General features: G+C 51.9%; 21 protein-coding genes and 1 other annotated feature. Of the genes, 15 read left to right on the top strand and 6 right to left on the bottom strand.

From position 1 onward, the window contains the following. Positions 1-135 precede the first annotated feature (135 nt). Positions 136-894, top strand: a complete 759-nt coding sequence (locus NNO03_RS06295; RefSeq protein WP_137383363.1) for a YdiY family protein — start codon at positions 136-138, stop codon at positions 892-894. 236 nt (positions 895-1,130) lie between these two features. On the opposite strand, the gene yniD is transcribed toward NNO03_RS06295, so the two are convergent. Continuing rightward, positions 1,131-1,238, bottom strand: coding sequence for a small membrane protein YniD (yniD, locus tag NNO03_RS06290; RefSeq protein WP_271449094.1), 108 nt, complete (start codon positions 1,236-1,238; stop codon positions 1,131-1,133). 303 nt (positions 1,239-1,541) lie between these two features. On the opposite strand from yniD, the gene thrS reads away from it, so the two are divergent. The 14 genes from thrS (at position 1,542) to selO (ending at position 14,334) form a co-directional block, all read left to right on the top strand. Next, on the top strand, positions 1,542-3,470 hold the full coding sequence (gene thrS / locus NNO03_RS06285; RefSeq protein WP_271449093.1) for a threonine--tRNA ligase: 1,929 nt from the start codon (positions 1,542-1,544) through the stop codon (positions 3,468-3,470). 3 nt (positions 3,471-3,473) lie between these two features. Continuing rightward, positions 3,474-4,016 carry a translation initiation factor IF-3 gene (infC, locus tag NNO03_RS06280; RefSeq protein WP_048997935.1) on the top strand — a complete coding sequence of 181 codons (543 nt, stop codon included), beginning with the start codon at positions 3,474-3,476 and terminating at the stop codon, positions 4,014-4,016. 96 nt (positions 4,017-4,112) lie between these two features. After that, positions 4,113-4,310, top strand: a complete 198-nt coding sequence (gene rpmI / locus NNO03_RS06275) for a 50S ribosomal protein L35 (RefSeq protein ID WP_003030583.1) — start codon at positions 4,113-4,115, stop codon at positions 4,308-4,310. A gap of 55 nt (positions 4,311-4,365) precedes the next feature. Then, positions 4,366-4,722, top strand: a complete 357-nt coding sequence (gene rplT / locus NNO03_RS06270) for a 50S ribosomal protein L20 (protein WP_003030578.1) — start codon at positions 4,366-4,368, stop codon at positions 4,720-4,722. Positions 4,723-4,842: 120 nt separating this feature from the next. Next, positions 4,843-4,967: a sequence feature (Phe leader region), on the top strand. Next, the gene (pheM, locus tag NNO03_RS06265) at positions 4,848-4,892 is read left to right on the top strand and encodes a pheST operon leader peptide PheM (RefSeq protein WP_001386830.1); all 45 of its coding nucleotides are present in this window, start codon (positions 4,848-4,850) and stop codon (positions 4,890-4,892) included. (Overlaps the previous feature by 45 nt.) A gap of 124 nt (positions 4,968-5,091) precedes the next feature. Beyond that, complete coding sequence (gene pheS / locus NNO03_RS06260; protein ID WP_137383362.1) at positions 5,092-6,075, top strand: phenylalanine--tRNA ligase subunit alpha; 984 nt, start codon at positions 5,092-5,094, stop codon at positions 6,073-6,075. A 15-nt stretch (positions 6,076-6,090) separates the two neighbouring features. Next, entirely contained in the window at positions 6,091-8,478 is a 2,388-nt protein-coding gene (gene pheT / locus NNO03_RS06255) for a phenylalanine--tRNA ligase subunit beta (protein ID WP_271449092.1), read from the top strand. Between the two features lie 4 nt (positions 8,479-8,482). Further along, on the top strand, positions 8,483-8,782 hold the full coding sequence (gene ihfA, locus NNO03_RS06250; protein WP_003030571.1) for an integration host factor subunit alpha: 300 nt from the start codon (positions 8,483-8,485) through the stop codon (positions 8,780-8,782). A gap of 120 nt (positions 8,783-8,902) precedes the next feature. Further along, entirely contained in the window at positions 8,903-9,883 is a 981-nt protein-coding gene (btuC, locus tag NNO03_RS06245) for a vitamin B12 ABC transporter permease BtuC (protein ID WP_271449091.1), read from the top strand. A 74-nt stretch (positions 9,884-9,957) separates the two neighbouring features. After that, the gene (locus tag NNO03_RS06240) at positions 9,958-10,509 is read left to right on the top strand and encodes a glutathione peroxidase (protein ID WP_137383360.1); all 552 of its coding nucleotides are present in this window, start codon (positions 9,958-9,960) and stop codon (positions 10,507-10,509) included. Next, positions 10,509-11,258 (top strand): vitamin B12 ABC transporter ATP-binding protein BtuD, encoded by a 750-nt coding sequence (gene btuD, locus NNO03_RS06235; RefSeq protein ID WP_271449090.1) that lies wholly within the window; start codon positions 10,509-10,511, stop codon positions 11,256-11,258. The genes NNO03_RS06240 and btuD overlap by 1 nt, the downstream gene beginning before the upstream one ends. A gap of 77 nt (positions 11,259-11,335) precedes the next feature. Continuing rightward, on the top strand, positions 11,336-11,800 hold the full coding sequence (locus NNO03_RS06230; protein WP_005120307.1) for an NlpC/P60 family protein: 465 nt from the start codon (positions 11,336-11,338) through the stop codon (positions 11,798-11,800). 316 nt (positions 11,801-12,116) lie between these two features. Next, complete coding sequence (locus tag NNO03_RS06225) at positions 12,117-12,827, top strand: EAL domain-containing protein (protein ID WP_271440759.1); 711 nt, start codon at positions 12,117-12,119, stop codon at positions 12,825-12,827. 64 nt (positions 12,828-12,891) lie between these two features. Continuing rightward, positions 12,892-14,334, top strand: coding sequence for a protein adenylyltransferase SelO (gene selO / locus NNO03_RS06220; RefSeq protein WP_271449089.1), 1,443 nt, complete (start codon positions 12,892-12,894; stop codon positions 14,332-14,334). Here selO and NNO03_RS06215 read toward each other — a convergent pair. Genes NNO03_RS06215 through NNO03_RS06195 form a run of 5 tightly spaced genes read right to left on the bottom strand, consistent with a single transcriptional unit; the run spans position 14,331 to position 19,974 of the window. Then, on the bottom strand, positions 14,331-15,110 hold the full coding sequence (locus NNO03_RS06215; protein WP_271449088.1) for a heme ABC transporter ATP-binding protein: 780 nt from the start codon (positions 15,108-15,110) through the stop codon (positions 14,331-14,333). The two genes, selO and NNO03_RS06215, sit on opposite strands and share 4 nt — an antisense overlap. Next, entirely contained in the window at positions 15,103-16,095 is a 993-nt protein-coding gene (locus NNO03_RS06210; RefSeq protein WP_271449087.1) for an iron ABC transporter permease, read from the bottom strand. Before NNO03_RS06210 ends, NNO03_RS06215 begins: the two co-directional genes overlap by 8 nt. Beyond that, positions 16,095-16,916 carry a hemin ABC transporter substrate-binding protein gene (locus NNO03_RS06205; protein ID WP_271449086.1) on the bottom strand — a complete coding sequence of 274 codons (822 nt, stop codon included), beginning with the start codon at positions 16,914-16,916 and terminating at the stop codon, positions 16,095-16,097. Before NNO03_RS06205 ends, NNO03_RS06210 begins: the two co-directional genes overlap by 1 nt. Next, positions 16,913-17,941 (bottom strand): hematinate-forming heme oxygenase ChuS, encoded by a 1,029-nt coding sequence (chuS, locus tag NNO03_RS06200; protein ID WP_271449085.1) that lies wholly within the window; start codon positions 17,939-17,941, stop codon positions 16,913-16,915. The genes NNO03_RS06205 and chuS overlap by 4 nt, the downstream gene beginning before the upstream one ends. A gap of 47 nt (positions 17,942-17,988) precedes the next feature. Continuing rightward, positions 17,989-19,974 carry a TonB-dependent hemoglobin/transferrin/lactoferrin family receptor gene (locus NNO03_RS06195; protein ID WP_271449084.1) on the bottom strand — a complete coding sequence of 662 codons (1,986 nt, stop codon included), beginning with the start codon at positions 19,972-19,974 and terminating at the stop codon, positions 17,989-17,991. Between the last annotated feature and the right edge of the window lie 36 nt (positions 19,975-20,010).

Genomic DNA, 20,010 nt, shown 5'->3' with positions numbered 1-20,010 from the left:
GAAATAAGAATTTATTGCTATGTTATTCGAGTCTTTTTATAATTTGTTACCTTTCAAGGGTCTTTTGTCATTGATCCACATGAAAGTTTCCGAGACCGTTATGGTCTCTTTTTTTGTTGTACGGACTCTTTATAAATGAAGCTTTTGAAGACAGTGCCCGCAGCAGTATTGCTGACGGGGTGCGTGTTTGCGTCAATGCATGCCGCCGCCGATGATTCCGTTTTTACTGTCATGGATGACCCTTCCAGCGCGAAAAAACCCTTTGAAGGTAACCTGAACGCGGGATATCTTGCCCAGTCAGGCAACACAAAAAGTTCTTCTTTAACCGCAGACACCACCATGACCTGGTATGGTCAATCTACGGCGTGGTCTCTGTGGGGAAATGCCAGCAACACCTCCTCAAATGATGAACGTTCATCTGAGAAATATGCTGTAGGTGGTCGTAGTCGTTACAACATGACTGACTATGACTATCTCTTTGGTCAGGCCAGTTGGTTAACAGACCGTTATAACGGATATCGTGAGCGTGATGTGCTAACGGCCGGTTATGGTCGCCAGTTTCTTAATGGACCGGTGCACAGCTTCCGCTTTGAATTCGGTCCTGGTGTACGTTATGACGAGCACACTGATGGCACCACTGAAACGCAGCCGTTAGGTTATGCGTCCGGGGCTTATGCGTGGCAGATGACGGACAACACCAAGTTTACGCAGGGTGTGTCGGTATTTGGTGCCGATGATACAACGCTGAATTCTGAAACGGCCTTGAATGTTGCTATCAACGAACACTTTGGATTGAAGGTTGCGTACAACGTGACCTGGAACTCCGAACCGCCGGCAACCGCGCCGGAGCATACCGATCGCCGCACGACGGTTTCGCTCGGCTATCGGATGTAATAGTTAGCCGGGCCAGTTAAATGGCCCGGCTTTTATAAATTAACGTTAAGTACTTTTATTATCCTAACCGCGCTTTATTTTTGATGCTTTTCTGACATCCCGCATTTTTAGACGCTTTCAATTTAATGAATAAATAGGCTGTCCTGAAAATGGCATTTCAGCATTACCGTCATAATTAAACACAATTAACAGTCTGTAGAATATATTTGCTCAGGTTGGCATAGTACTTCTGACGTTTAACCCCAGATCATGGCTGCCCAGCGTAGCATCAGCATTGCCGCACAAATAACCAGCAGTATTACAACCATCTTCCCGTGTTTTTTGGCAAAACGATTTGTTGGCATTGTTCTTTTCCTGCCCAGGTCAGACCATTCGACTTAGTGTAACAAAGATAGAAGGGTGTCCGTGAATTGATTTACATCATGGAAAGCGCATTGATTGCAGCTTTGATCGGCTCGTAATGCCGTGTACACTGTCAAACGGTGTTATCAAAAAACGGGCGTAGGTCCAGCGTTGCCTGTCAGGTGACCTGTGACATATTTCGCAGAGTGAAGCGGGAATCAGCCCAGACCTTTTTGATAATTTTAAATATTGAATCTTTGTATGTGCTCTTACGTGTGGGGCACCACTGCAAATAAGGATATAACATGCCTGTTATTACTCTTCCTGATGGCAGCCAACGCCATTACGACCACGCTGTAAGCCCCATGGATGTTGCGCTGGACATCGGTCCAGGTCTGGCGAAAGCGACTATTGCTGGCCGTGTTAACGGTGAGCTGGTAGATGCTTCCGATCTGATTGAAGATGATGCGAAACTCTCCATTATCACCGCGAAGGATGAAGAAGGTCTGGAGATCATTCGTCACTCTTGTGCGCACCTGTTAGGGCATGCGATCAAACAACTTTGGCCGAACACCAAAATGGCGATCGGACCGGTTGTTGACAACGGTTTTTACTACGATATCGATCTTGACCGTACGTTAACCCAGGAAGATGTCGACGCGCTCGAGAAGCGGATGCACGAGCTCGCTGAGAAAAACTACGATGTCATTAAGAAGAAAGTCAGCTGGTACGAAGCGCGCGAAACCTTCGTGAAGCGTGGTGAGACCTATAAAGTCTCTATTCTTGATGAAAACATTGCCCATGATGACAAGCCTGGCTTGTACCATCATGAAGAATACGTCGATATGTGCCGTGGTCCGCACGTGCCGAACATGCGTTTCTGTCATCACTTCAAACTGATGAAGACCGCAGGGGCATACTGGCGCGGCGACAGCAACAACAAGATGCTGCAACGTATTTATGGTACTGCATGGGCCGACAAAAAAGCCCTGAATGCATACCTGCAACGTCTGGAAGAAGCAGCCAAGCGTGACCATCGCAAAATCGGTAAGCAGCTTGACCTGTATCATATGCAGGAAGAAGCACCGGGTATGGTGTTCTGGCATAACGATGGCTGGACTATCTTCCGCGAGCTGGAAGTTTTTGTTCGCTCGAAACTGAAAGAATATCAGTATCAGGAAGTTAAAGGTCCGTTCATGATGGACCGTGTGCTGTGGGAAAAAACAGGTCACTGGGACAACTACAAAGATGCGATGTTCACTACCTCGTCTGAGAACCGTGAATACTGCATTAAACCCATGAACTGCCCGGGCCACGTTCAGATCTTTAACCAGGGTCTGAAATCCTATCGTGATCTGCCGTTGCGTATGGCTGAATTTGGTAGCTGTCACCGTAACGAGCCGTCAGGTGCGCTGCACGGTCTGATGCGTGTACGTGGCTTTACTCAGGATGATGCACATATCTTCTGTACTGAAGAGCAGATTCGTGATGAAGTTAACGCTTGCATTCGTATGGTCTACGATATGTACAGCACTTTTGGCTTCGAGAAAATCGTCGTCAAACTGTCCACTCGCCCCGAAAAACGTATCGGCAGCGATGAAATGTGGGACCGTGCTGAAGCTGACCTGGCCGTTGCGCTGGAAGAAAATAACATCCCGTTTGAGTTCCAACTGGGTGAGGGCGCGTTCTACGGTCCGAAAATTGAATTTACCCTGTATGACTGCCTCGATCGTGCATGGCAGTGCGGTACTGTACAGCTGGACTTCTCCCTGCCGTCCCGTTTAAGCGCCTCTTATGTTGGCGAAAACAACGAACGTCAGGTGCCGGTTATGATTCACCGCGCAATTCTTGGGTCTATGGAACGTTTCATCGGTATCCTGACTGAAGAGTTCGCCGGCTTCTTCCCGACCTGGCTTGCGCCGGTTCAGGTTGTGGTCATGAACATTACCGATTCTCAGTCTGAATACGTCAACGAATTAACGCAGAAACTACAAAATGCGGGTATTCGTGTAAATGCAGACTTGAGAAATGAGAAGATAGGCTTTAAAATCCGCGAGCACACTTTACGTCGTGTCCCTTACATGTTGGTCTGTGGCGACAAAGAGGTAGAAGCAGGCAAAGTTGCCGTGCGCACCCGTCGTGGCAAAGACTTGGGCAGCCTGGACGTAAATGAAGTGATTGAGAAGCTGCAACAAGAGATTCGCAGCCGCAGTCTTCAACAACTGGAGGAATAAGGTATTAAAGGCGGAAAACGAGTTCAAACGGCACGTCCGAATCGTATCAATGGCGAGATTCGCGCCCTGGAAGTTCGCTTAACAGGTCTGGAAGGCGAAGCTTTGGGTATTGTGAGTCTGAGAGAAGCGATCGAAAAGGCTGAAGAAGCTGGAGTAGATTTAGTTGAAATCAGCCCTAACGCCGAACCGCCAGTTTGTCGTATTATGGACTACGGCAAGTTCCTTTATGAAAAGAGTAAGTCTTCTAAGGAACAGAAGAAAAAGCAAAAAGTTATCCAGGTTAAGGAAATTAAATTCCGTCCTGGCACCGACGATGGCGATTACCAGGTAAAACTCCGCAGCCTGGTACGCTTTCTGGAAGATGGCGATAAGGCTAAGATCACGCTGCGTTTTCGCGGTCGTGAGATGGCCCACCAACAGATCGGTATGGAAGTGCTCAACCGCGTCCGTGACGATCTGAGTGAACTGGCAGTAGTCGAATCCTTCCCAACGAAGATCGAAGGCCGTCAGATGATCATGGTGCTCGCTCCTAAGAAGAAACAGTAAGGCCTTCAAGTAGCAATGTCTGTGGAGCCTGCGGGTTCCACAGCCGTTGTTCGCCTACGTTTCGTTTATTAACAATGCGAAGTGGAAGTTATTAAAATGCCAAAAATTAAGACCGTACGCGGTGCTGCTAAGCGTTTCAAAAAAACCGGTGGTGGTGGATTTAAGCGTAAGCACGCAAACCTGCGTCATATTCTGACCAAAAAATCTACTAAGCGTAAACGTCACCTGCGTCCAAAAGGCCTCGTGTCTAAAGGCGATCTGGGTCTGGTTATCGCGTGCTTGCCGTACGCATAAGCCGTTAACGTTTAATTCATTTTTTTACTAAGAATATAGAGACAGGAGAGCACATATGGCTCGCGTAAAACGTGGTGTAGTTGCCCGTGCACGTCACAAGAAAATTTTGAAACAAGCTAAAGGCTACTACGGTGCGCGTTCTCGCGTATACCGCGTTGCCTTCCAGGCTGTTATCAAAGCTGGCCAGTACGCTTATCGTGACCGTCGTCAGAAAAAGCGTCAGTTCCGTCAACTGTGGATTGCGCGTATCAACGCAGCAGCACGTCAGAACGGTATTTCTTACAGCAAATTCATCAACGGCCTGAAAAAAGCCTCTGTTGAAATCGACCGTAAGATCCTGGCTGACATCGCAGTATTCGACAAAGTAGCGTTCACCGCTCTGGTCGAAAAAGCGAAAGCAGCTCTGGCATAAGCCGGTGAAAAGAGGGAGCCTGGCTCCCTCTCTTTTATTTGTAGTTCAATCAATTGGTTGACAATTTATCCGTAAGCCTTTTCAATAAAGGTTGTCCGGTTTTTACCACACAAGGTAACGCAAGCATGAATGCTGCTATTTTCCGCTTCTTCTTTTACTTTAGCACCTGAACTCAGGAGGCTTGCGCGTGAAAGAAGAAACGGAAAACAGCGCCTAAAAGCCTCCCTGGTGGAGGCTTTTTTTATACGCGTCATCCTTCAAGTTGTCTCTGTGTTGGCTGCATTCGCTCTTTTGCCGCCTTGATACAACTTGAATGATTTTGCGTATATACGAGCGACTAGTGAATATCGCAACATAACGAGGAAAACCATGTCACATCTCGCAGAGCTGGTTGCCAGTGCAACGGCCGCCATTAACCAGGCTTCAGATGTTGCCGCGTTAGACAATGTCCGCGTCGAATATTTGGGCAAGAAAGGGCACTTGACCCTTCAGATGACAACCCTGCGCGAGCTGCCACCAGAAGAGCGCCCGGCAGCAGGTGCGGTAATCAACGAAGCCAAAGAGCAGGTACAGCAAGCGCTGAACGCGCGTAAAGCCGAATTAGAAAATGCTGCACTGAACGCGCGCCTGGCTGAAGAAACTATCGATATCTCCCTGCCGGGACGCCGTATCGAAAATGGTGGACTGCACCCGGTAACACGTACTATCGACAGGATTGAAAGTTTCTTCGGTGAGCTGGGCTTTACCGTGGCAACAGGTCCAGAAATTGAGGACGATTATCATAACTTTGACGCGCTGAATATTCCTGGCCATCACCCGGCGCGTGCCGACCACGATACCTTTTGGTTTGACGCAACGCGTCTGCTGCGTACGCAGACCTCCGGCGTGCAGATCCGCACCATGAAAGAAAAACAGCCGCCGATCCGCATCATTGCGCCGGGCCGTGTATATCGTAACGACTACGATCAGACGCACACCCCGATGTTCCATCAAATGGAAGGCCTGATCGTTGATACCAATATCAACTTCACCAACCTGAAAGGTACGCTGCACGATTTCCTGCGTAACTTCTTTGAAGAAGATCTGCAGGTTCGTTTCCGTCCTTCTTACTTCCCGTTCACTGAACCTTCTGCGGAAGTTGACGTCATGGGTAAAAACGGAAAATGGCTGGAAGTACTGGGCTGCGGTATGGTTCACCCGAACGTGCTGCGTAACGTCGGTATCGATCCAGAAATTTACTCCGGTTTTGCCTTCGGCATGGGGATGGAGCGTCTGACCATGTTGCGTTATGGCGTTACCGATCTGCGTTCTTTCTTCGAAAACGATCTGCGTTTCCTCAAACAGTTTAAATAAAGGCAGGGTAATACAATGAAATTCAGTGAACTGTGGTTACGCGAATGGGTTAACCCAGCAATTGATAGCGATGCGCTGTCAAACCAAATTACGATGGCGGGCCTGGAAGTTGATGGTGTGGAAGCCGTTGCCGGTGAATTTAACGGTGTTGTTGTCGGTGAAGTAGTTGAGTGCGGTCAGCACCCGAACGCTGACAAACTGCGCGTCACCAAAGTGAATGTCGGCGGCGATCGCCTGCTGGATATCGTCTGTGGTGCGCCGAACTGCCGCCAGGGACTGAAAGTTGCGGTAGCGACCATTGGTGCCGTTCTGCCGGGTGATTTTAAAATCAAAGCGGCGAAACTGCGTGGTGAGCCGTCTGAAGGCATGCTGTGCTCGTTTTCTGAGCTGGGTATTTCCGACGATCATAACGGTATTATTGAACTGCCTGCCGATGCGCCGATTGGCACCGACATCCGTGAATATCTGAAACTCAACGATAACACCATTGAAATCAGCGTTACGCCGAACCGTGCCGACTGCTTAGGCATTATCGGTGTTGCGCGCGATGTGGCTGTGCTGAACAAAGCTCCGCTGGTTGAACCGGAAATCACCCCGGTAGCGGCGACCATTAACGATGTACTGCCTATTCAGGTCGATGCTGCTGACGCGTGCCCACGCTATTTGGGGCGTGTGGTGAAAGGTATCAACGTGAAAGCGCCTACGCCACTGTGGATGAAAGAGAAACTGCGCCGTTGCGGTATTCGTTCCATCGATGCAGTGGTTGACGTGACTAACTATGTGCTGCTCGAACTGGGCCAGCCGATGCACGCATTCGACAAAGATCGCATTGAAGGCGGAATTGTCGTGCGTATGGCAAAAGAAGGGGAAACCCTGGTCCTGCTCGACGGCAGTGAAGCAAAACTGAGTGCGGATACGCTGGTGATTGCTGACCACAACAAAGCGCTGGCCATGGGGGGGATCTTTGGTGGTGAGCACTCTGGTGTGAACGATGAAACGCAAAACGTTCTGCTGGAATGCGCGTTCTTCAGTCCGCTGTCTATTACCGGTCGCGCGCGCCGTCACGGCCTGCACACCGATGCTTCTCACCGTTATGAGCGTGGTGTCGATCCTGCGCTGCAGTACAAAGCAATGGAACGTGCAACGCGTCTGCTGATTGATATCTGTGGCGGCGAAGCCGGCCCAGTGATTGATGTGACCAACGAAGCGACGTTGCCGAAGCGTGCCACTATTACGCTGCGTCGTAGCAAACTGGATCGCCTGATCGGCCACCCTATTGCCGATGAGCAGGTGAGCGATATTCTGCGTCGTCTGGGCTGTGAAGTGACTGAAGGCCAGGGCGAGTGGAAGGCTGTCGCGCCGAGCTGGCGTTTCGATATGGAGATTGAAGAAGATCTGGTCGAAGAAATCGCCCGCGTATACGGTTACGACAATATCCCGAATACCCCAATTCAGGCAGGACTCATCATGGGTGAGCATCGTGAAGCGGACCTCTCGCTGAAACGTGTTAAAACCATGCTGAATGATAAAGGCTACCAGGAAGTTATCACCTACAGCTTTGTTGATCCTAAAGTCCAGTCGCTGTTGCATCCGGGAGAAGAGGCGCTGCTGCTGCCAAGCCCAATCTCTATCGATATGTCAGCAATGCGTCTGTCTCTGTGGACCGGTTTGCTGTCAACGGTGGTTTATAACCAAAACCGTCAGCAAAACCGTGTGCGTATTTTTGAAACGGGTTTGCGTTTTGTACCAGATACGCAGGCTAACCTTGGGATCCGTCAGGATCTGATGCTGGCGGGCGTGATCTGCGGCAACCGTCATGATGAACACTGGAATCTGACGAAAGAGACGGTTGATTTCTATGATCTGAAGGGCGATCTGGAAGCGGTTCTCGACCTGACCGGCAAACTGGCGGACATCCAGTTCAAAGCTGAAGCGAATCCAGCCCTGCATCCGGGTCAGTCTGCGGCGATTTATCTGAAAGGTGAACGTATTGGTTTCATTGGGGTTGTTCATCCTGAACTGGAACGTAAACTGGATCTGAACGGTCGCACTCTGGTGTTCGAACTGGAGTGGAATAAGCTCGCAGACCGCGTGGTGCCTCAGGCGCGTGAAGTTTCTCGCTTCCCGGCGAACCGCCGTGACATCGCTGTTGTTGTGGCAGAAAACGTTCCCGCAGCGGATATTTTATCCGAATGTAAGAAAGTTGGCGTAAATCAGGTAGTTGGCGTAAACTTGTTTGACGTGTACCGCGGTAAGGGTGTTGCGGAGGGTTATAAGAGCCTCGCTATCAGCCTGATCCTTCAGGATACCAGCCGTACACTTGAAGAAGAGGAGATTGCCGCTACCGTCGCCAAATGTGTAGAGGCATTAAAAGAGCGATTCCAGGCATCATTGAGGGATTGAACCTATGGCGCTTACAAAAGCTGAAATGTCAGAATATCTGTTTGATAAGCTTGGGCTTAGCAAGCGGGATGCCAAAGAACTGGTCGAGCTGTTTTTCGAAGAGATCCGTCGTGCTCTGGAAAATGGTGAGCAGGTAAAACTCTCTGGTTTTGGTAACTTCGATCTGCGTGATAAGAATCAACGTCCGGGACGTAACCCGAAAACGGGCGAAGATATTCCCATTACAGCACGGCGCGTGGTGACCTTCAGACCCGGGCAGAAGTTAAAAAGCCGGGTTGAAAACGCAACGCCCAAAGAAGAGTGATTTAACGATACGCAAAGTATGACGCGTATAACTAAAAAGGCCGCTATGCGGCCTTTTTCCTTTTCACTACTGAATCAGCACCGTAGAATCTCCCCATCTTTTTTCAGCAGAATGGAAAACATGCTGACTTTCGCCCATCAACAGCAGCGACGAAACGTGCGCTGGATACTGTCTCTGTCAGTGCTGATGCTGCTGGCAACAATGATAAGTTTATGCGCAGGAGAACAGTGGATTGCTCCCGGCGATTGGTTTAGCGCTCGCGGTGATCTGTTTGTCTGGCAAATTCGACTTCCTCGTACACTTGCCGTATTGCTGGTAGGTGCCGCACTGGCCCTGGCTGGCGCGGTGATGCAGGCGCTGTTTGAAAATCCGCTCGCGGAGCCTGGCTTACTCGGTGTGTCTAATGGCGCGGGGGTAGGGCTTATTGCGGCTGTGCTGTTGGGGCAAGGGCAATTACCCGGCTGGGCATTGGGCCTATGCGCCATTGCTGGTGCGCTGATTATCACTCTCATTCTTCTTCGTTTTGCCCGTCGACATTTATCGACCAGTCGTTTGCTGTTGGCAGGCGTGGCGCTGGGGATTATCTGCAGCGCTCTGATGACCTGGGCTATCTATTTTTCCACCTCTTTTGATCTTCGACAGTTGATGTACTGGATGATGGGGGGCTTCGGTGGCGTAGACTGGCATCAGGCCTGGCTCATGGTCGCGTTGCTCCCCGTATTGCTGTGGATTTGTTGCCAGTCTCAGCCGATGAATATGCTGGCGCTGGGCGAAACCTCCGCGCGCCAGCTGGGGCTGCCTTTATGGTTCTGGCGCAACCTGCTGGTGGTTGCCACGGGATGGATGGTTGGCGTGAGCGTGGCGCTGGCAGGGGCAATTGGTTTTATCGGGCTGGTAATCCCCCATATTCTGCGACTGTGTGGATTAACCGACCACCGCGTTTTACTCCCTGGGTGTGCGCTGGCGGGGGCAATTGCACTACTGTTTGCTGATGTTGTCGCACGTCTGGTACTGGCATCGGCTGAATTACCCATTGGCGTGGTGACGGCCACGATGGGCGCACCGGTATTTATCTGGTTATTGTTAAAAGCTGCGCGCTAGAAAGCGCAGGTTCGGTCTATGCTTAAAAGCTGAACAGGGTCATCCCACTATTCACCTGTTGGTCTGGAGATGCTATGCAAAACACGCTTTTTAATACGGAAGTGACAACCATCGACGGCGAGGCGACCTCATTGCAGGCGTATGCCGGAAATGTACTGTTAATTGTCAACGTAGCCTCAAAATGTGGGTTAACGCCGCAGTATGAGCAACTGGAAAACCTGCAGAAAGCCTGGCATGGGCAGGGTTTCACCGTTCTGGGATTTCCCTGCAACCAGTTTCTGGGGCAGGAGCCCGGCAGCGAAGACGAGATTAAGACGTATTGCAGCACCACCTGGGGCGTTACCTTCCCGATGTTCAGTAAGATTGATGTCAATGGCGAAGCCCGCCATCCGTTGTATCAGAAGCTGATTGATGCGGCACCCACAGCGGTTGCACCGGCGGATAGCGGATTTTATGCGCGTATGGCGAGTAAAGGGCGGGCACCGCTCTACCCGGACGATATTCTGTGGAACTTCGAGAAGTTCTTAGTCGGTCGGGATGGGCAGGTGCTGCAGCGTTATTCCCCTGATATGACGCCTGAGGACCCGGTTCTTGTACACGCTATAAAGACTGCATTGGCCAACTAATGTCCCGATTAATGCTGCTACAGGATGTTGCGGAATCTACCCGACTCGGCCCGCTATCTGGTGAAATTAAAGCAGGAGAGATCCTGCATTTAGTGGGCCCCAACGGCGCGGGGAAAAGTACGTTGTTGGCGCGAATGGCGGGACTGACGACCGGAGAGGGGAGCATCACCTTTGGTGATACACCGCTCGGAGACTGGCCAGCAGCGAAGCTGGCGCAGTATCGTGCTTATCTTGCGCAACAGCAAAATCCGCCATTTGCGATGCCGGTCTGGCATTTTCTGACGCTGCATCAGCCTGATAAAGCGCGAACAGACCTGCTGCAGGAGGTGGCTGATGCGCTTGGGCTGGGAGATAAACTGGGACGTGGTGTAAATCAGCTGTCAGGGGGGGAATGGCAACGTGTGCGTCTGGCGGCCGTCATCCTGCAAATGAGTCCACAGTCTAATCCGCATGGGCAACTTTTGTTGCTGGATGAGCCGATGAATAGCCTGGACGTGGCGCAACAAAACGCGCTGGATAGATTGTTGAGCCAGCTGTGTCTGCAAGGAATCGCCATTGTGATGAGCAGTCATGATCTTAACCATACGCTACGCCATGCGCACAAGGCGTGGTTGCTCAAACGCGGAAAGCTGCTGGCGAGCGGTTCGCGTGATGTGGTGCTGACGCCAGCAAATCTGTCGTTGGCCTATGGTGTAAATTTCCGTCGCCTGGATATTGAAGGCCACAGAATGCTCATATCAACCACTTAAGTTAAATGGGTTCTTGAAAATCACATAATTTCCACGCTAAATTGACACAAAAATAAAAATCAGAGGATTCGTCCTGAATGCGCTTTTGGCTCCTTTTCATCACAGCATTGTTTTTGGCGGGGTGCAGCAGCCATCGAGCTCCTGCGCCGAATGCCCGACTGTCGGACTCTATCGCCGTTATCGCGGGTCTTAACGATCAGTTGCAAACCTGGCATGGCACCCCCTATCGCTATGGCGGTATGAGCCGTAGCGGGGTGGATTGTTCGGGATTTGTGTTGATGACGATGCGTGACCAATTCGATCTTCAATTACCGCGAGACACACGTACTCAATCAAAGATTGGTACCGAGATCGATAAAGATGATTTGCTACCCGGCGATCTGGTTTTCTTTAAAACGGGTTCCGGTGAAAGTGGTCTGCATGTCGGAATTTACGATACCAATAATCAATTTATCCATGCTTCAACCAGTCGCGGAGTGATGCGTTCTTCACTGGATAACGTCTACTGGCGTAAAAACTTTTGGCAGGCACGTCGAATTTAATCATTACGGATGACGAGATCGGTGCGCGGTTGTCTCGTCATCCTCATTTTAAATGTCAACTTTCACTTCTGCTGTTTGTCGGTCAATAACCCCAAACGTTAAGAGCGTATCTTGCTAAAAATATGATTTATCCCGAGATATTAAAAAGTGCAAAGCTGGATATTCGTTTATAATCAGGATAAGCTAAAAAAAAAGGATTCGATTTACTGGCTAAAAAGGGAAAAATGAAAGGGCCTCTATTTGTATCAGCAGCAACGTATTTTTCCATCCTTTGCTACAGGATGCCGGATTACACCCATGCAGAGGGGCTGGCACAATGATTGTTTCACTGGATTATCTTTATCATTCAGAGTTCTCTTTTCTTCCTGCACGAAGTGAAAAAGGTGACCTTGAGTTCGTCGATATTGTTACAAACTTTGTCAGCCCGGATGGCAACGTACGCATGCCAACAGAGCTGGTTATGCCCCGGATGTCAGACGACGAGCAATGTCGTTTATTTGCCGAGAAGCTGGAATTAATCGAAACGTGCCAACACTTTTTTATTCAACGCAAAATTCCGGCCTGGATTAATTTAACGCCAGCGGTTGCTAATACTTTATTATCAGACGCTGAATATGCTTCACGTGTTGAACGATTTTCATTTATTGAACTGACGATTAATGAAAGTTATCCGGAGTTAAACAGTGGCAAAGAAAATCCCACACTGGCGGCTCTGGCTGCGCGGTTCCCATTAATACTGACAAACTACGGTGCCGGGGGCATATCCACGCGGGCAATTTTTGATGGTCTGTTCAAACGTGTCGTGCTGGATAAAAACTTTGTTCAACAAAGGATTACACATATTTCGTTTGAGCCGTTTATGCGGGCTATTCTGGCACAATTATCCCCCAGTTGTGAATCAATCATCATTAGCGGTATTGATACACAGGAGATGCTGGCGCGGGTATTGCCTTTGGGATTCAGCGCTATGCAAGGAGGACTGTGGCCGGCGGTATCACCTACAAAGATCATTTCACTGGTAAAATGATAACCCTTTTATTTGCTGGTGTTTAACAGGCTATTAACAGTCTACACTAGAGACAGGAGGCCCTATGACCCTGTCTTTTACTACTCGCTGGCGTGATGAATTACCAGCAACCTATACCGCTCTTTCGCCCACCCCCCTGAAAAACGCGCACATCATCTGGCATAACGATGCTCTGGCTGCGCAATTGGGTATTCCAGATGCGTTGTTTGATGTTTCTGGTGGGGCAGGTGTATGGGGGGGCGAATCGCTACTACCTGGGATGTCGCCATTGGCACAAGTCTACAGCGGGCATCAGTTCGGTGTCTGGGCCGGGCAACTCGGCGATGGACGAGGGATTCTGCTGGGTGAGCAATTGCTTGCAGATGGCACAACCCTTGACTGGCATCTGAAAGGCGCTGGATTAACGCCTTATTCCCGCATGGGGGATGGGCGCGCCGTGCTGCGCTCGACGATTAGAGAGAGCCTGGCCAGTGAAGCCATGCATTATTTGGGGATACCCACAACCCGGGCCTTGTCGATTGTCACCAGCGAGACTCCGGTGCAGCGAGAGACCACTGAAGTAGGCGCGATGCTTATTCGCGTGGCACAAAGCCATATGCGTTTCGGTCATTTTGAGCACTTTTATTATCGTCGTGAACCGGAAAAAGTACGCCAGCTTGCTGACTTTGCGATCCGTCATTACTGGCCACAATGGCAGGAAGAGGCGGATAAGTATCAGTTGTGGTTTACGGATGTTGTTACGCGCACCGCGGTGTTAATGGCCGACTGGCAAGCCGTAGGCTTTGCGCATGGGGTGATGAACACGGACAACATGTCGATTCTTGGCCTGACGATGGATTATGGTCCCTTCGGTTTCCTTGATGATTACGTGCCAGATTTTATCTGCAACCACTCCGATCATCAGGGGCGCTATAGTTTTGATAATCAGCCTGCTGCGGCGTTGTGGAACCTACAACGTCTGGCGCAGACGCTGTCGCCATTCATCCCGGTTGATGTGCTCAATGATGCGCTGGACGGTTATCAACTGGCCTTGCTCACCCGCTATGGGCAACGCATGCGGCAAAAACTGGGTTTCTTTAGCGAGCAGAAAAACGATAACGAAATCCTTAGCGAACTGTTTAGCCTGATGGCGCGGGAAGGTAGCGACTACACGCGAACGTTCCGCATGCTCAGCCAAACGGAACAACACAGTGCCTTGTCCCCACTGCGCGATGAGTTTATTGACCGTGCGGCATTCGACGACTGGTTCACACGTTACCGCACGCGCCTGCAACAAGACAATGTGGCTGATGTTGTCAGACAAGCGCAGATGAAGACGGCGAATCCGGCTATGGTGCTACGTAACTGGCTGGCTCAGCGGGCAATAAGCCAGGCAGAGCAGGGTGATTATACCGAACTACATCGGTTACACGCTGCGTTACGTACGCCGTTTATCGATCGGGATGATGATTATATCAGCCGTCCACCTGACTGGGGTAAACGGCTGGAGGTAAGTTGTTCCAGCTAAGGTGCGAGAAAAACTTGTGGGGATGCGTTGGCCGGGTGTTGGCCAACGTGAACCTGAGCACCATACCAGCGCATCAGATCATCAGCCTGTAACACGGCGTCGGGTCTCCCTTGAGACACAATGCTTCCTTGATGGAGCAGTATGATCCGGTCAGCCCACAGTGCTGCCAGATTGAGATCGTGAAGCACAATGCACACATGCAGCTCTCCCGAAGCGGTTAGCGTCTTCAGCAAGCGTAACAGGTGCTGCTGGTGATAAAGATCCAGCGCAGAGGTGGGTTCATCAAGGAATAACCAGCCGTGAGGCGCGCCGTTGCACCAAAGTTGTGCCAGTGCACGGGCCAGCTGCACTCGCTGTTGTTCGCCACCGGAAAGCGCGGCGTATTGCCGGCCCGCCAACGGTGTGCATCCGGTCATTTCCATTACCTGAGCGATAAGTCGGGGTTCCTGCTGTTGGGTCCAGGGTGCGCGGCCCATCGCGATGACGGCTTCTGTCTGCCAGTCAAAACCTACCTGCGTTTGCTGACGCATAACCGCACGATGGCGCGACAGCGACTGCGTACTCCAGTCAGCCAGTGATTTGCCATCTAACAAACAGTGTCCGGCAGCCGGTTTAAGAAAGCCGGTCAACAGACGTAGCAGGGTGGATTTTCCCGCACCATTCGGCCCGATTAGCGCGACCAGTTCACCTTTAGCAAGTTTGAGCGATACGTCGTCAATAACTGAGCGACCAGCAAGGCGATAGTGAAGCCCTTCTGCAATAAAATGTTCAGTCATGCGCTCCTCGCTGACGAAAAATAAGCCATAAAAACCATGGCGCACCGAGAATGCTGGTCAACAGACCAACGGGCATTTCCGCAGGCGCAACGGCGGTGCGGGCGAGAGTATCGGCAATCAGTAGTAAAAATGCGCCAGCCAGAACAGAACCGGGGATCACGGCCCGATGGTCTGAGCCGAGCCACATACGCATTAAATGCGGAACAACCAAACCGATGAACCCAATGACTCCGCTGACCGCTACAGCAGCGGCCACGAGTAATGCGCTGCACAACAACAAAATACGCTGGATCGTCCGGACATCAACGCCGAGATAATGCGCCTCCTCCTCACCCAGTTGTAACAGGTTCAGTGCCGCAGCCAGGCGCCAGATAACCAGTACTGTTGGGAGCATTAGCGAGGTGACGGCCAGTAGTGTTGACCACTGCGCAGAACCCAAACTGCCCATCCCCCACAGTGACAACTGGCGCAGTTGCGCATCATTGCTGATCCACGACAGAACGCCGACCGCCGCCCCGCAGAGTGCGTTGATGGCAATTCCGACCAATAACAGACGCGATAGTGAACCGTCACGCTGTTGGCTGAGGATAAAAATCACCACGGTGGCAGCCAGTGCCCCGAGAAATGCTGCCATCATTGGCGCATACAGCATGAGTAACGCGGGTAATGAGACCGGTAACACTACCCACAGGGCGACGGCGCAGGCCGCACCGCTGCTAATGCCCAGTAGCCCTGGGTCGGCAAGCGGGTTGCGAAACAATCCCTGCATGACGCAACCAGCCAGTGCCAGTGAGCCGCCAATCACCAGCGCGAGCAGAACGCGCGGTAGCCGAATGGTGAGCCAGATTTGACGCAAAGCGTCATCTCCGTCCTGCCAGAGCAGGCTTACCGGCAGGCGCAACGCGCCAAAACCGGTCGCCAGTATCGTCATGACACCCAGCATAAAGGCCAGCGTCCATAACGAGCAGGTGATTCGTCGGGTCATCAGGGCAATTGCTCCGCTTTGGCGCGTAGCTGCAAAATGGCCTGTGGCGTGCGAACGCTAAAGCCCAGTAATGCCATATCATCAATCTGCAGTACCTGCTTATTGCGCCCGGCAGGCGTTTGCGCAAGTCCAGGCAGTGCCCACAGGTTAGCTTCACCACCAACGGCCTGAATACCATCCCGTGAGATCACCACCAGGTCAGGCTGGCTGGCTATTACGCCTTCTTGTGATAACGGCTGGTAACGGCTAAAACCCTGCATTGCGTTACGTAAGCCGGCCGCGCGAATAGCGGCATCTGCCCCCGTTTCCTGCCCTGCCGCCATCGCGGTCATCCCGCCATGATTGAGAATAAACAGCACGCGTTTGTTAAGTTCAGATGACGGCAATGCCGTCATTTCCTGACGTAAGCGGGTGCGCAGCGTTTCACCGTCAGCCTCCCGATGGGTGGCTTTGGCGATGACGCGAATTTTTTCATCAATCACGTTAAGATCGTTACTCGCCGGGATCGTGACAACCCTGACGTTGCTCTGCTCAAGCTGTTTTAGCGCCAGAGAAGGCTGCGCTTGTGCGCTTGCTAGCACCAGCGTTGGGCGGGTAGCCAGGATCCCTTCGGCGTTGAGTTGGCGTAAATAACCAACATCCGGTAGCGTGTTTGCCGCTTCAGGCCACTGGCTGGTGCTGTCACGTGCCACAAGGGATGATTGCGCATCCAGCGCATACACAATTTCGGTGACGTCGCCACCGAGCGCCACAACCCTTTCCTCAGGCGCTGCCAGCGCCGTGACGGGGAGCAACGCAATCAGGACCAGCAGTTTTTTCATGCGGCCAGTCCTTTTGGCGTTAAGGCATCGATCTGCGCTCGCCATTGTGCCTGCTCCGGTTCACCTTCCGTACGCTGTCCATAAAGCTGGGCGATTTGCGTGCCATCTGCGGCAAACAACTCCAGGCTGGTCACGTGACCATCGGCGGTCGGTTTACGTGTTACCCACGTTTCGGCGACGCGCTCTTCCAGCAGATGCAGGGTAAAGGTCGGGTTGAAAATATTGAGCCAGCCTTTCATCGGCACCAGCTTTTCTACCACGCCGGTAAAGATCTGCACGCAGCCGCGATTTCCCACAAATACCATGATTTCGTTGCCATCTTGTTGTGTGGTTTCGAGTAACTGTGCCAACGCACCATTACTGACTTTACAGGCCAGGTCGTCACCTACCAGATTAAATGCATGTTGGCGGGTCAGATTATGGCGCTTCAGTAGGCCGAAGAACTGATGAACATCGGTCATGGCGCGCCACTCTTTGTCCACTGTCGCAGCGTCTACATTAACGGCGGGTACGACGGGTTCGACAGTTTGCAGCGTCAGCGGCGGATTTTCTGCGAAGATGAAACGGGTCAGCAGCGAACCCCATGCGGTAATATCGGTATTCTCCGTGACATAAACCTTCAGCAGCGCATCACCCTGATGGTCGAAAAATTGGATACTTTGACGTTCGCCACGGGCGGTGGTTTCGCTGATATGGAAGGCGCTGGCCCACTGGTTCAGGAACAGACGTAAATCGAGGGCGCGTGGGTTCAGTACCAGCCCGGCATGACCGTTAAGGTGTTGGTTGGTAAAGGCACCGGTTTGTTCATGCACTGCATATTCATTACGGCAAATACATTTTGTTTCGCCTACGGCTTCCAGAGCGCCCAGGATCTCGCGCACTTCGCCGCGTAAACGCCACGCGTCATGACCGACGCGTGCGAAGGTCAGTTCAGCTTCGCTAATGTTCATCAACCCTGCGATGTCACGGGCATATTTTCCAGGATGTTCTTTTTTCAGTTCCAGCCAGCGTGTGTAGTGATTCATTGCCTCTTCCTTCCAGATTGCTGCCCCGGCTCGTCGGGGCAGGGTGATTACCACTGATAACTCACGAAAATTTTGCCGTTACGGCCATCTTGCGGAATGCCTTGCGGAGACCAGTACTCTTTGTCAAAAGCGTTACCCAGTACCAGCGTGGTGGTCATACCTTTCAGCGCCTGTTGACCCTGATAGCTCACGTAAAAGTCGTTTACGGCATAGCCGGGCTGTTTGGTGTAGCTGCTGCTGATATGGGTTGAGCGGTCCGCAAACGTACCTATCCAGCCGACTGAGAAACCGCTGTGTGCTACGGGTATGTTCAGTTTGCTGGTGACGGTATCCGGGTTAATGCTGGAAATGTATTCACCGGTGTCGGTATCTTTGCCTCGTGTACGGTTGTAGGCCATGTCTAAACTGAACAGATCGGCGGAGTACTTCGCCATCACGTCCCAGCCCCAGATTTTGGCATTGGGTACGTTATAGGACATGGTCGTCGCGGCAGCAAAATTGACGCTGGTGGAGATGTAATCTTTCGCTTTGGTATCGAAATAGCTGGCTTTAAATTCGAGCGCATCGCTTGCCATCAGCAAATCGTCAAAGCGCAAACCGAAGCCATACTCCTGCGTTTCGTTGGTTTCCGGACGCAGGTTAGGGTTGGGTACCCAATAGTTGGTGTAAAAACGGCCGATGGAGAAGTGTTTTGCATCGTTGTACATCTCGCCCATTGTCGGCGCGCGGAAAGCCTGAGCCCAGGACCCGAACAGCATCAGCCAGTCGGCCGGCGTGACGGTCATTCCTGCGCGGGACGACCATTTGTCGGCATCGACATCCGCGTAACTATCGCTGCTACCGCGATATGAGTCATAGCGTGTACCACCCAGCAATGTTACTGGCAGATCTCGCAGGGTGATTTCATCCTGTAGCCAGCCGGAGCTGAAATCAATTTTTGCCTCAGGGAAACCGGTCGTCGCACCGCCGGGGCGTTGTTCCTGGCGATAGTACTCCCCCCCGTAAGTTAACAGGTGAGAAGCAAAAGAGTCGGTAAACAACCGGCTGCGGTTATCAATTTTTCCGCCTTTGGTCGTTTGTTTGCGAAACTCATTAGTTGCATCCGGATTCTGGGCATTAATGCGCGCCTCGGACCAGTAAATGCGAGCATCAGCGTTCAGCCAGTCATTGTCCGCAGGGGCGAGCGTGTAGGTCAACTGTGCGTCACGCTGGATCGTTGAGCGATCGGTCATCGGGTTGTTACTGGTATCTGCTGCGCTGGTTTGCGGATTTTTGGGCTCACGTGCATCATTGTTGTAATAACGTAGTGAGCCTGCCAGAGTCTGGGCGCTGTCAATTTTCCAGCTACCTTTTGCCAGCATATTGTTTATTGCTTCATCGTTCGGCGCGGTGGTACCGTCGCTCTGGCGTAAGTCACCGCGATCGCGAGTTGACCAGGCGAGCAGACCGTCCAGCGTGTCGGTTCGACCAAACGCGCTGGCACCCATGCCGAGGCTATGATCGCCCGAGGCAGCAGTACCGAACACGCGGTAACCGCTGTTTTTACCCGCTTCAAGTAAGTCTTTAGCGTCCGCTGTGTCATAGGCGATTACCCCTCCGAGCGCACCGCTGCCATACAGCAGAGCCGAAGGGCCTCGTACCACTTCGATACGTTTAATGAGCGCCGGATCCAGAAATGTACTGTTCAGGTGTCCGGTGTCGGTTCCCTGACGTACGCCGTCTACCAGCACCAGCACTCCGCGGCGGTCATAGCCGCGCAGATTGACGTCCTGACCGTTGGTTCGTCCCGTACCATCAAGGGTAAGTCCAGGCACTTTACGTAACAGATCTGCCGCTGAACTGGCCGTCTGGTTTTCCGGCGCGGTTGCATCAATCACGCTGACCATCATTGGCGCTTCAAAGGCACTGCGGGCATTGCCGGTGGCGGTGACAGTCATATCTTCAGCCGCCGCATAGGCGGCGACGGGAAGGTGACTTACGATCGCCAGTGCCAAAAGCGATGGGCGCAGCGATGTTGTGTGCAGGTGTGGCATAGCAACTCTCCATTAGAAAATCGAAAGCGCTGGCTG

The organism is Citrobacter sp. Igbk 16, from assembly GCF_028069755.1.
Taxonomy (GTDB): Bacteria; Pseudomonadota; Gammaproteobacteria; order Enterobacterales; family Enterobacteriaceae; genus Citrobacter.
Note: the sequence above shows the minus strand (reverse complement) of the source record. Positions and strands in the feature narration are given on the sequence as shown.